Below are 12,684 nucleotides of genomic sequence, written 5' to 3'. Positions count from 1 at the left end.
CCAGGCTTAACTTTCCATGCAAGATGTTGACCGGCTACCCATCTTCAAACTGGCTAATCTCATCAGCTAATTCAAAGTTCAGATGATTGTCATAATAATTCAGCTCTTCCTGCTCCAGGTCGTCTTTATCCAGAAATGGACGGGCACTGCCTTACAGCTTATGCAGGAGCTGCTCGGCATCAGGCTAGAGTATCAACGTTTTGCTGCCTGTAAGCAGCCGCAATTTTGGCCAGAGGATACTGAATAAAAAAATGCTGATTGTTTCGTCAAGATGATTGGAATTTATCAGGGTGTGCTGAAGGGGAAGCCGTACCTGATGTTTTTTGCTCACTGGAATATTCATGAGAAGGTCATAAACAGGATCTTCAACTCACAGTTTATTTTGAGCTGAATAATGGGGCGGCCGAAAGATTAACTTCCCGGCAAACCTGCTGCTGTTTCTATACGTTGGCATCACACTTTATGTCAGCCAGTTCAGATTACAGCAGGCTGTTAGCACAGGAGCCGATTCGCCGTTAAATTAAGGAAAAACTTTATAGTGGATGGCGCTGCGCCCACAGAGTTTTCGCTTGCTGCATAGCGGCCGCATAGCTGTCACATACACCCATGGTATAGAGCGCAATCCCCATGGTTTCAGTCACCGCCATTTCCCCATAGTCATGCTGCTCCCTGCCCTCCCAAACTGCTTTGAAAACCTCCAGATCCAGCTCTTCCTCAGTTGGACTGCGGTTATCAGTCAATTTAGGCAATTCATGCTCATAAAGTTCGCCATTTTTAATCCCGCAGATTAAAGTTCTGGCATCCGGATTGCGTTCGAACTCGCCCCCTTCACCTTTAATGACCGCACTGTTCTGATAGCCCAGTTTAAATGCAGCCTGTTGATGTGAACTGCGATAAGCCGGGTGGAAAATGGCCTGTAAAGTGGCTTTGGCGTTAAAGGGATTGATCAGGCGTGCCAAAGTATGAATCGGGGAGCGTAGGCCCATAATATTACGTAATGCAATTAAATCGGCCAGAATCGGTGAAATAACCTCGAGGGGGAGATAAGCAAAATGCTGTTGCTGAAGCTGTTGCTCCACGTCCTGATCATCCTGACAGATTGGATAGCCTAAGTAAGTCAGGACCTGCTCAGTATAGATCCGGTTCATTGTATGCCCGGAAGCACCATGCATGACTATCTTGTAGCCATGCTTGGCCAAAGTTAAGGCAGACAGAATAAACCACGGATAATGCTTGCGCTTACCTGCATAAGAGGACCAGTCCAGATCAACTTCCAGGGCTTTAAAATGAAGCTGATCACGAATGGCGTTTACAAACCCGGCCAGCTCATCTACCGACTCTTCTTTGACCCGAAGCAGCATCAAGAAGGCTCCCAGTTGAACATCCAGTACTTCATCTTTCAAGATCATGCTAAAAGCCTGGTAGGCTTCTTCATAACTTAAAGAGCGTGCGCCATTTTTTCCTTTCCCAATAATCCGTACAAACTGGGCAAAAGGATGTTCAAAATCTTTATAAATATTTCTTTTGCTATTCATAACTTACTCGGCATGCCCTGAAAAATGATCATTAAGATAAGAAATATGTCAACTCATCTGGAGATGGATTTCAGTATACGATAAACCGGAATATATAGTTCACTATCGACTAAGGTCTAATTGGGTCTCGCCCAAAAAGTGACCAAATGTGTATTTACCTCTACACATTCAGGCTAATTATTCGGTAAAATTTAACCAATCCTTAGAGTGTGTTTAATTTTTCTTAATCTCTTTCTCCCGTTCTCATACTTTCGTCGGATGCTAAGCATCAGATGAGAGCATTGGCGTTTCACAATTGTGAAACGCTATTTTGACTGAATGAATATTTGGTTGAATTTCACTCTTTTGCCAGAGTGGGCAGGTCGTGCGCTTAAAAAAGTGCATTTTTTTGTTTGTTTTTATTGAAACATCGTTCAAGTAGATTTGTTATGGCGAAACAACCAATTTATAAATCACTTTATTTCCAAGTGATTGTAGCCATTATCGCAGGTATTTTGGTAGGACATTTTTCACCAAGTGGTACACAAATCATCAATGGCGTAGAACAGTATGTTCCGGGCCTGGGTGAGCAGCTAAAACCTTTAGGTGATGCATTTATTCGTTTGATCAAAATGATCATTGCACCCGTGATTTTCTGTACGGTCGTGAGTGGTATCGCGGGTATGGAAAGTATGAAGTCAGTCGGTAGAACCGGTGGGGTTGCTTTACTTTACTTTGAAATCGTATCGACCATTGCACTGGTTATCGGTCTGCTGGTGATTAATATTGCCAAGCCGGGTGTGGGCATGAACGTTGATCCTGCCTCACTTGATAGCAGTGGAATTAGTAAATATGTAGCCTCAGGTGAGTCACAGTCTACCATCGACTTCCTGATGAATATTATTCCAAATACAGTCGTGGGTGCATTTGCAGAAGGCGAAATTTTACAGGTTCTGTTATTTGCCATCATGTTCGGTTTTGCATTGCATAAGCTGGGCACCCAAGGCAAGCCAGTCCTGAAATTCATTGATCAGATCTCGCATGTATTCTTTAACATCGTGAATATGGTGATGAAGCTTGCTCCAATTGGTGCTTTCGGTGCGATGGCCTTTACCATCGGTAAATACGGCATCAGTTCACTGGCGCAGTTGGCACAGCTGATTATCTGCTTCTATATTACCTGTCTCCTGTTTATCTTTATTGTTCTAGGTACGATTGCACGTATTGGCGGCTTTAGCATCATGAAAATGATCCGTCTGATCCGTGAAGAGCTGCTCATTGTTCTGGGAACGTCATCTTCAGAATCGGTGCTGCCACGTATGCTGAAAAAACTCGAGCTGGCAGGTGCAGAAAAATCTGTGGTGGGTCTGGTTATTCCAACCGGTTATTCGTTTAACCTGGACGGAACCTCAATCTACCTGACCATGGCGGCAATCTTCATTGCGCAAGCGACCAATACCCAGCTGGATCTTTCACATCAGATCACTTTGCTGCTGGTACTCTTGATTTCATCGAAAGGTGCAGCAGGGGTCACAGGTTCCGGCTTTATTGTTATGGCTGCAACGCTGTCTGCGGTAGGTCATATTCCAGTTGCCGGTCTGGCCTTAATCTTGGGTATTGACCGCTTTATGTCTGAAGCACGTGCCTTGACCAACCTGGTGGGTAACTCTCTGGCAACTTTAATGGTTGCAAAATGGGTAGGCCAGCTGGATAAAGAAAAACTGGATTGGGCGCTGGCAAATCCGGCTGAAATTGATAAACAAATGCTACAGGACGGCCCACAAGCAAATTAATGCGCTGTCTGGATAGAAAAGGAAGCTACGGCTTCCTTTTTTTATGGGAAAAACTTATTGACTCAGGAGTTTGGGAAAAAGTCAGCTTCAGCACATGACAGTGGCTTTAAAAATAGTTAGTCTGTGCTCGGGATATAATGATAAACGCCATAAGGATAAAAGAATGCTGGCCTATGATGCTGACCTGGAATTATTTCGCGATAACTTTAAACGTTTTATGAATGAACATGTTGCCCCGCATTATGCACAATGGGAGCGCGAAGGCATGATACCGCGTTCAGTCTGGCATGCGATGGGCGAAAATGGTTTCCTGTGCGTAGATGTGCCGGAAGAGTATGGCGGTTATGGAGTGCCGACGCATTATTCCCTGATGCTGATTGAAGAGTCTGCACGGGCAGGCTATAGCGCAATTTCCACCGGGTTGTCGTGTCATTCAGATATTGCTGCGCCTTATATTCTGCATATTGGATCAGAAGAACAGAAAAAATACTGGTTACCTAAAATGGTGACGGGTGAAGTGGTGGGTGCCATTGGGATGACCGAACCGGGTGCAGGCTCAGACTTGCAAGCCATACGCACGCATGCGATTTTGCAAGATGATCATTATTTATTAAATGGTTCCAAAACCTTTATTTCAAACGGGCAACATGCAGATCTGGTGGTGCTGGCGGTAAAAACCGACCCGCAGGCACGTGCGAAAGGAGTCTCACTGCTATTAGTCGATACCCATCTGGAGGGCTTTAAAAAAGGCACCAATCTGGAAAAAATTGGTTTGCATTCTCAGGATACTTCAGAGCTGTTCTTTGATCAGGTCAAAGTGCCCAAAGATCAGTTGCTGGGCCAGCCGGGTCAGGGTTTTGCCTATTTAATGCAGGAATTGCCACGTGAACGTACTGCCATTGCAGCAACTGCCCTGGGTGCAATACGCGGTTCTATTGATGTCACCACACAATATGTCAAAGAGCGTCAGGCTTTTGGTCAGGCTATTGCCCAGTTCCAGAATACCCGTTTTGTACTGGCTCAGGCCAAAATTGATGAGCTGGCAACTGCTGCATTCTATAATCAGAATGTCGAGCTTTATATGCAGGGCAAACTGGATGTTGAAACCGCAGCAGCCTTAAAAAGCTTCTCGACCGATATGCAGATGAAAGTGGCTGATAATCTGCTTCAGTTGTTCGGTGGTTATGGCTATATGACGGAATATCCAATTTCCCGTTTCTTTGTGGATGCGCGTATTCAGCGAATCTATGGGGGGACCAATGAAATTATGAAGGAAATTGTGGCACGAGGTCTGCTGGGACGGTAAGTTTCAAGTGAAAAAAGAGTTCGTTATGAACTCTTTTTTTATAGGGGAAATATTTAAAAATCCAAGGGGAAAACAGGATGTGAAAATCTGGAGAGTATCAATATATTATTGTTTTAAGATTTAAGTACATTCAGGCATTCGTGAATAAAAATGGGCAAGTCGTTGGGAACCCGTGATGAAATCAGCTGATTATTATCGTTGACCAGTTCGGCATCATAATAAGTTGCTCCTGCATACTGTACGCGTAGTGCATGGGCACGGATACTGGTAATCATCCGGTTTTTTAATACATCGGCTTCACTGAGTAATAATGAAGCATCGCACAGACTAAAAATGGTTTTTCTGGCCTGATTAAAAGCCTGAATAAAATGCAGCACCCGAACATCATGGGCCAGTGCAAGCGGAGACTCACCCCCGGGAATGAGTAAGGCATCAAAATCATCAATACTGATCTGTTCAATACTACGGTCAATAGTGACGGCTAGACCACCATGCAAGCCATAAACCACCTTGCCTGCACGTAGTTCAATATTGCAGATAGTATGCTGGGCTGCGCGTAAGGCTTCCACAGGTTCCAGATATTCCTGATCATCAAAATTGTTCGTCACCAGTACAGCTATTCTTTTTGGCATGATAAACACCCCAATCCTCGTTTCAAATCAGACTAGCGACTTAAGGTTAAAAAAACGTCTCTGCTTTGTAAGCGATCAGTATTTTACTGTAAAAAAGTTAAGCTAAATCAAGCAAAAGTGGGTAAATACCTTGATGAGCATGTGCTTAATATTGTGAACAGTCCAGCAAGTCACTGGGGCAGGAATGGGTGAGGTGAGTTTGCTTTATTTTTAATTTTCTTATGCTTAAAAAAGTTATCAAGATTCAGAAATAGTGATATTTCATCTTGCTTAAAATCAGTTAAGATGGGCAGACCAAATTTACAATTTAATAATGTAAATGCAGTGAAAAGGCTGCCATGAGTGTTACCAGATATGACGAAAACCGATAAGCGGTTAAAAACAAATGACTGTTTTTAAAACTTAATCCAATAAAGTTATATTGCGTAACATTTGCAGCTGACTATTGTTATACTGGAACAGATAAGGTTTATGAAGGGCGATATAATAATGATCAACGACGATCAAGACACCACGACTTCTCTAGATTTGGCTAACATTCGTGAAGATATCGATTCTGTTGATCAGCAAATCCAGCAATTGATTAACCGCCGTGCACGTTTGGCTGAAGCAGTAGCGAAAGCAAAGTTCGCTTTGGAAGAGAATCCACTGTTTTACCGTCCGGAACGTGAAGCGCAGGTATTGCGTAATGTTATGGAGCGTAACGAAGGTCCATTGTCAGATACCACCATGGCACGCCTGTTCCGTGAAATTATGTCAGCCTGTCTAGCCCTTGAAGCGCCACAAAGTATTGCCTTTTTGGGGCCGGTAGGAACATATACGCACTCGGCAGTACTTAAACATTTTGGACACGATGCAGTGGTGCGTCCATTGCCGACCATTGATGAAGTTTTCCGCGAAGTAGAAGCGGGAGGTGCCCATTATGGTCTGGTACCAGTTGAAAACTCGTCTGAAGGTGTAGTGAACCATACGCTGGATTGCTTTAAAACATCGAACCTGAATGTGATTGGCGAAGTGGAACTGCCAATCCATCATCAATTCCTGATTTCTGAAAATACTCGTAAAGATAGTATCAAGCAGATTTATGCCCATCAGCAGACTTTGGCGCAATGTCGTAAGTGGCTGGATGCGCACTATCCCGGTGTGGAGCGTGTGGCTTTAAGCTCAAATGCCGAAGCAGCACGCCGTATTCGCAATGAATGGCATTCGGCTGCAATTGCGTCCGAGATTGCGGCAAATATTTATGGCCTTGAAATCATGCATGGCAATATTGAGGACAACCCGGAAAATACCACACGTTTCCTGGTAATTGGCCGTGAAAAAGTACCGCAAAGTGGTAATGATAAAACCTCATTACTGGTGTCTGCTCATGACCGTGCAGGTGCATTGCTGGAAATTCTGACTCCGTTTGCCAAGCACAATATCAGCCTGACCAGTATTGAAACCCGTCCGGCACTTCCGGAAAAATGGGCCTATGTGTTCTTTATTGATCTGGAAGGACATATTGAACAGGAAAATGTCAAAGCGGCAATTGCAGAAATTCGCCCACTGGTTAAAGAAGTTCGGGTATTAGGTTCATATCCTCAAGCTGTACTTTAAGTCAACCATTTGTGGCCAGTGCGAGGGTATTGGTCACTGTTTCATCTGTAAATCGGAATTCAAAAATGTCATTTGTCCCAGCCAATGAAGGCATCTCTAAATTAAAGCCATATCAACCAGGCAAGCCCATCAGTGAGCTTGAGCGTGAATTGGGTATCACCGACATCGTGAAACTGGCTTCTAATGAAAACCCGTTGGGTTGTTCAGATAAAGTCAAAGAAGCTGTCGCTGCTGAAATTGCTGAAATTGGCCGTTATCCGGATGGTGGCGGTTTTATTTTAAAAGACCAGATCAAGGCACAGTTTGGTTTTAATCATGACCAGATTACTTTAGGTAATGGTTCAAATGACCTGTTAGAAATTTTTGCCCGAGCTTTTGTCTCTGAACAAGATTCTGTGGTGTATAGCCAGCATGCATTTGCTGTCTATGCCCTGGTGACCCAGGCGATTAATGCAGAAGCGATTGAAGTCCCGGCAAAAGGTTTTTCGCACGATCTTGATGCGATGGCTGCGGCTATTAAAGACAATACCAAGCTGATCTTTATCGCAAACCCGAATAACCCGACAGGCACCTGGTTTGAAGAAGCTGAATTTGAAAGCTTTATGCAAAAAGTGCCTGCCAAGGTCATCGTCGTGCTTGACGAAGCTTATGTGGAATATTTCCCGGAAAATTTCAATAGTCTGAAATTCCTGAAACAGTATCCAAACCTGATCGTGAGTCGTACTTTATCTAAGTGCTATGGTCTGGCTGCACTGCGGGTAGGTTTTGCTCTGGCTTCTGCTGAAGTAACGGATTATCTGAACCGTATTCGTCAGCCATTTAACGTTAACCATTTGGCGATGGTCGCTGCTGTTGCGGCCCTGAAAGACGAAGCGTTTATTGAAAAATCTCGTGAAGCGAACAAAGCGGGCATGGCTCAGCTTGAAGCAGGTTTTCAGGCTTTAGGTCTGAATTACGTGCCTTCACGCGCCAACTTTATTCTGGTTGATATACAGGCTGATCCGGCACAAACATTCAATAGCCTGTTGAAAGAGGGTGTGATTGTACGCCCTGTAGGGATTCAAAATCATTTGCGTGTATCGATTGGAACCGAAGCAGAAAATGCCAAATTCCTGAGCGCACTTGCCAAAGTACTCGGCTTAGAGGCTAAAGCGTAAACCATGTCGCAGCCACTGTTTGAAAAAGTTGCATTTATCGGGTTTGGACTGATTGGTTCAAGCCTGGCGCGGGTCATTCGTGCCGAGCATTTGGCGAATGACATCGTGGCTTCGACACGCTCACAAAAAACACTAGAAGATGCCAAAGTACTGGGGCTGATTTCTGCGGGTTATACTGATCCGGTACAGGCAGTTCAAGGTGCAGATCTGGTTGTTTTGGCCTTGCCAGTTCGTGCTACGCAAAAGGTACTGGAAACCATTCAGCCTCATCTGGCTGAAAATGTCATCATTACAGATGTTGGCAGTACTAAAGCCAATGTAGTCGCTGCTGCCAAGGCGGTATATGGTGAGCAGCTTCCAGCCGGTTTTGTGCCAGGGCATCCTATTGCAGGTGCAGAGCACACCGGTGTACATGCCGGGAAGGTCGATTTATTTGCCAACCACAAGGTCATTTTAACGCCATTGCCGACCAGTGCAGACTGGGCTGTCGATAAAATGATTCAGCTTTGGCAGGCCGCTCATGCGGAAGTTATTTGTATGGATGTGGACAAGCATGACGAAGTGCTGGCTCATACCAGTCATTTGCCGCATTTAATGGCCTTTAACTTGGTCGAACAGCTGGCCAAGCGTGAAGACAATTTAGACATTTTTCGTTATGCTGCGGGAGGCTTTCGGGATTTTTCGCGGATTGCCGCCAGTGACCCACAGATGTGGCATGACATCTTTTTTGCCAATAAAAAAGCGATACTCAACGCCGTGGATGGCTTTGAGGCACAGCTCGCCATTATTCGTAAACTGATTGAAGAGGAAGACTCCCAGACATTAATGGGTTTGTTGGGACATGCTCAGGCAGCGCGCCAGCACTTCAATCATATGCTTGTCAAGAAACCTTTCATGGAGAAAAGTAAAGTGACACAACAATTTACCATTCAGCCGGGTGCCAAAAAATTCCAGGGCAAATTTAGCGTGCCTGGTGACAAATCTGTGTCACACCGTTCTATCATGTTTGGTGCCATTGCAGAAGGTACCACGCATGTGACTGGTTTTCTGGAAGGCGAAGATGCACTGGCAACCTTGCAGGCATTCCGTGATATGGGCGTGAGTATTGAAGGCCCTAAAAATGGTGAAGTGACCATTCATGGGGTGGGCATGCACGGTCTGAAAGCACCGCAGTCTGCAATCTACATGGGGAACTCGGGTACTTCGATGCGTCTTCTTTCGGGGATACTGGCTGCACAAAAATTCGATTCAGTCATGACCGGTGATGCATCGCTGTCTAAACGTCCGATGGAGCGTATTGCCAATCCTTTACGTGAAATGGGCGCCCAGATTCAAACCACAGGTGAACGCGGTACGCCGCCGGTGTCTATCACCGGAAACCAAAACCTGAAAGGCATCCAGTATGACTTGCCAATGGCATCGGCACAGGTGAAATCCGGCATTTTGCTGGCAGGCCTGTGGGCAGAGGGTGAAACCGCAGTCACAGAGCCTGAACCAACGCGCGACCATACCGAGCGTATGCTGCGTGCTTTTGGTTATGAAGTAAAAACCGAAGCTAACCGTATTTCCCTACAAGGTGGCGGAAAGCTTGTCGGGACGGATATTCAAGTACCTTCCGATATTTCTTCTGCGGCTTTCTTTATGGTGGGCGCCGCTATTACTGAAAATGCGGATATTACTCTTGAAGCAGTGGGGGTTAACCCGACACGTACCGGAATCATTGAAATTCTGAAACAGATGGGTGCGGACATCACTGTTGAGAATGAACGTATCGCAGGCGGTGAACCGATTGCGGATATTCGTATTCGTGGTACACGTACCTTAAAAGGAATTCATATTCCAGAAGATCAAGTGCCTCTGGCGATTGATGAATTTCCTGCGCTATTCATCGCTGCAGCTTGTGCTGAAGGCCGCACTATCCTGACGGGTGCTGCTGAGCTACGGGTAAAAGAATCAGACCGTATCCAGGTCATGGCTGATGGTTTGCAAACAATGGGGATTGACTGTACGCCAACAGAAGATGGCATCATTATCGAAGGTAAAGGCAAGTCAGGCGACTGGTCAGCTATCTTTGAAGGCGGGGAAATTGAATCACATCATGACCATCGCATTGCCATGAGCTTCTCGATTGCAGGTCTGCGTAATTCGGGTGTGATCAAGATTATTGGGACTGAAACGGTGGCAACCAGCTTCCCGACCTTTACTCAATTAACTGCTCAAGCAGGTCTGACGATTGACGTAACAGAATAATTTCTGAATTTGTGTAAAACAGCCAAGCTTTTGCTTGGCTGTTTTATTTATATTGGCTTATGCTAAACCCATACAAGAAAAAAGCCATTTGGAAGTAGTGATGCGAATATTAAAATTTATGGCCCATGCTCAAGGTCAGCAGCAATTACAGGATCATCATAAAACTCAGCAATACATCGCGCAATTGCTTGCTGGTGAACTGGGTAAATATGGTTTTCAGACCTTGCCACAAAGTGGAGGGCAGGTGGCGGTTGCGGTTGAAGATCATGAACTGCCGCTTTCTGTCAGCTGTGAGACCCAGGACAGTGAAGGACACTTTATTTGTGAGATTGCATCCTATCCTGATGAAGAACAGGACTGGCTAGAGCGTATTGCCGAGCGGAGCTTGCTGAATCAGCTGGCGCAGGCTGTAGAGGCTTCATTAAAAGAACAGGAAGGCTTTAGTGGTTTTGAATGGAAAGACTAATCGAGAAGCCGGATCATAAAATGCCGGAGAGATATAAAAAACCTCATCTGATATGAGGTTTTTTTAAAATTAGCCTAAAGTCAGAAAACGGGCCATGGCGATCCGCAATTGTTTGAGATAGCCGGTAAAAAAATGGTTTGCTCCGGGTAAAACCGTCACTAGATGACGTTGCGGTTTGGCCCACGCCATCATGTCGGATAATAGGGTAATATCATCCGCTTCGCCATGAATGAATAAAATATCCCCTTTAATATGCGGAGTTTCATAGTGACGAATACCTGCAACAGTTGCAGTGGGTAAGCCGCATAAAATGGTTTGACTTGGCTGTAGCTCTACAGGCAGTGCAGCATAGCTTTTCGCAATAACATGGGCACCGAAGCTAAAACCGCCTGCATAAAAGGGTAGGCCAGTGTGCTGCTCACGTGCGTACCGGATAATTTCCAATACATCATCCGTTTCGCCATAGCCATCGTCATGCAGACCTTCACTTTGACCAGAGCCACGGAAACTTGGACGATAAACTACACAGCCGCGTTCCAGATACATTTGTGTTAACAGAACTGGAACTTTGTGCTGTGGAGTACCACCTTGCAATGGATGAGGGTGGCAAACAACCGCGAATCCTTTCACTTCACCTTGAGGATAATCCACAAAAACTTCAAGTTGTCCCACAGGACCCTGAAGGAAAATTTGCTCGGACATGGGAGAATCGATTCATTACAGGAGTGTGGCTTATTTTAACGATTGTGGTCAGTAAAAACATGCATTGGAATTAAAATAAGTTGGCTGATATAGTGTGATTAATCACTTTTTAACCAGGTTAACCATGCTTGCACTCATTTCTCCTTCAAAGACCCTCGATTATGCTTCAAATTTACCGACAGATTCTTTTACCATACCAAGATTGCTTGAGCATTCACAAGAGCTTGTCGACCTTAGTCGTAAGTTATCTGCTTCAGAAATCGCCACATTAATGAGTGTGAGTGAAAAAATTGCCCAGTTAAATGTAGAGCGTTTTCGTGACTGGCAGCCCGATTTTAACTTGTCGAATGCCCGACAGGCGATTTTTGCCTTTAAAGGCGATGTCTACACCGGCCTGGATGCTTATAATCTGAGTGATGCCGAGCTTGCTCATGCCCAGATACATTTACGCATGTTGTCCGGGTTATATGGCCTGTTACGCCCCCTAGATTTAATGATGCCTTATCGTCTTGAAATGGGAACCAAACTGGCAAACACACGCGGTCATAACCTGTATGACTTCTGGGGCAGTATCATTACTGATCAGATTAATGCTGATCTGGCAGCGGCCAATTCAGAGTTATTGGTCAATATTGCTTCAGATGAGTATTACAAGTCCGTCAAGGAAAGCCAGATTCAGGCACACATCATTAAGCCGGTATTTCTAGATCAGAAAAATGGAAAATATAAGATCATTAGTTTTTATGCTAAAAAAGCCCGTGGTCTCATGGCTCGTTTTATTCTGGAAAATAAAATTGAACGGATTGAAGAGCTTAAAGCTTTTAATAGTGAAGGTTATTATTTTGATGCGGACAGTTCTTTAAAAGGCGAATTGGTCTTTAAACGTGATGAACAATTAGATCGCTAATTTCAGAATCGGCTCACTCTACTTTAACGGTATTTGTATCAAGTGGAGTGAGCTTAAGTTAAATAAATAGCTGATTTATAGGAAGCTGTTAAATATCGTTAGATCAAACAGTGCCAAGAACAATATCCTTAATACTGTATAAATATTATTAATATAGGAAATTATGTACTGTATTTGAAGGATTTTTTTGGAGACTCAATACAGATAAAATGAATAGGGTTTTAATGGTTTATATTGGAATGGATTTTACAGGTATTTAAATTCTAAAATAGATTTCTTTCATAAGTCATTTTTTACTCAGCTCCAAGTTATAGATTCCCGCAATTAAATTGAATCTTAATCCCAGTCTTTTGCCTCG

General features: G+C 44.4%; 11 protein-coding genes. 8 read left to right on the top strand and 3 right to left on the bottom strand.

Annotation, left to right across the window (positions count from 1 at the left end):
• Positions 1 to 82: 82 nt before the first annotated feature.
• On the top strand, positions 83 to 247 hold the full coding sequence (locus NI467_RS12200) for a hypothetical protein (RefSeq protein ID WP_253153190.1): 165 nt from the start codon (positions 83 to 85) through the stop codon (positions 245 to 247).
• Positions 248 to 533: 286 nt separating this feature from the next.
• Here the strand turns inward: NI467_RS12200 and NI467_RS12195 are convergent, their stop codons facing one another.
• Positions 534 to 1,535 carry a glycosyl transferase family protein gene (locus NI467_RS12195; RefSeq protein WP_253153188.1) on the bottom strand — a complete coding sequence of 334 codons (1,002 nt, stop codon included), beginning with the start codon at positions 1,533 to 1,535 and terminating at the stop codon, positions 534 to 536.
• Positions 1,536 to 1,963: 428 nt separating this feature from the next.
• Here NI467_RS12195 and NI467_RS12190 point away from each other — a divergent pair, with 428 nt between their 5' ends.
• The gene (locus tag NI467_RS12190; protein WP_151205147.1) at positions 1,964 to 3,307 is read left to right on the top strand and encodes a dicarboxylate/amino acid:cation symporter; all 1,344 of its coding nucleotides are present in this window, start codon (positions 1,964 to 1,966) and stop codon (positions 3,305 to 3,307) included.
• Between the two features lie 163 nt (positions 3,308 to 3,470).
• Positions 3,471 to 4,613 (top strand): acyl-CoA dehydrogenase family protein, encoded by a 1,143-nt coding sequence (locus tag NI467_RS12185; protein WP_151205146.1) that lies wholly within the window; start codon positions 3,471 to 3,473, stop codon positions 4,611 to 4,613.
• Positions 4,614 to 4,726: 113 nt separating this feature from the next.
• Here NI467_RS12185 and NI467_RS12180 read toward each other — a convergent pair whose 3' ends face one another.
• Positions 4,727 to 5,245, bottom strand: a complete 519-nt coding sequence (locus NI467_RS12180; RefSeq protein ID WP_151205145.1) for a DJ-1/PfpI family protein — start codon at positions 5,243 to 5,245, stop codon at positions 4,727 to 4,729.
• Between the two features lie 489 nt (positions 5,246 to 5,734).
• Between NI467_RS12180 and pheA the strand changes: the two genes are divergently transcribed.
• From pheA to NI467_RS12160, 4 genes are all read left to right on the top strand, one after another.
• Complete coding sequence (pheA, locus tag NI467_RS12175; protein ID WP_151206388.1) at positions 5,735 to 6,844, top strand: prephenate dehydratase; 1,110 nt, start codon at positions 5,735 to 5,737, stop codon at positions 6,842 to 6,844.
• A gap of 65 nt (positions 6,845 to 6,909) precedes the next feature.
• Positions 6,910 to 8,001, top strand: a complete 1,092-nt coding sequence (gene hisC, locus NI467_RS12170) for a histidinol-phosphate transaminase (protein ID WP_151205143.1) — start codon at positions 6,910 to 6,912, stop codon at positions 7,999 to 8,001.
• Between the two features lie 3 nt (positions 8,002 to 8,004).
• On the top strand, positions 8,005 to 10,251 hold the full coding sequence (locus NI467_RS12165) for a bifunctional prephenate dehydrogenase/3-phosphoshikimate 1-carboxyvinyltransferase (protein WP_151206386.1): 2,247 nt from the start codon (positions 8,005 to 8,007) through the stop codon (positions 10,249 to 10,251).
• Positions 10,252 to 10,351: 100 nt separating this feature from the next.
• A complete protein-coding gene (locus tag NI467_RS12160; RefSeq protein ID WP_151204464.1) occupies positions 10,352 to 10,717 on the top strand; it encodes a hypothetical protein in 366 nt (121 codons plus the stop codon).
• 69 nt (positions 10,718 to 10,786) lie between these two features.
• Here NI467_RS12160 and NI467_RS12155 read toward each other — a convergent pair whose 3' ends face one another.
• Positions 10,787 to 11,419: an alpha/beta hydrolase gene (locus NI467_RS12155; RefSeq protein WP_151204465.1), complete on the bottom strand. Its 633-nt coding sequence runs from the start codon at positions 11,417 to 11,419 to the stop codon at positions 10,787 to 10,789.
• Between the two features lie 124 nt (positions 11,420 to 11,543).
• On the opposite strand from NI467_RS12155, the gene yaaA reads away from it, so the two are divergent.
• On the top strand, positions 11,544 to 12,326 hold the full coding sequence (gene yaaA, locus NI467_RS12150; protein WP_151206384.1) for a peroxide stress protein YaaA: 783 nt from the start codon (positions 11,544 to 11,546) through the stop codon (positions 12,324 to 12,326).
• Positions 12,327 to 12,684: the final 358 nt, after the last annotated feature.

The sequence above is a fragment of the Acinetobacter sp. S4397-1 genome (assembly GCF_024129285.1).
Lineage (GTDB): Bacteria > Pseudomonadota > Gammaproteobacteria > Pseudomonadales > Moraxellaceae > Acinetobacter > Acinetobacter lwoffii_C.
Note: the sequence above shows the minus strand (reverse complement) of the source record. Positions and strands in the feature narration are given on the sequence as shown.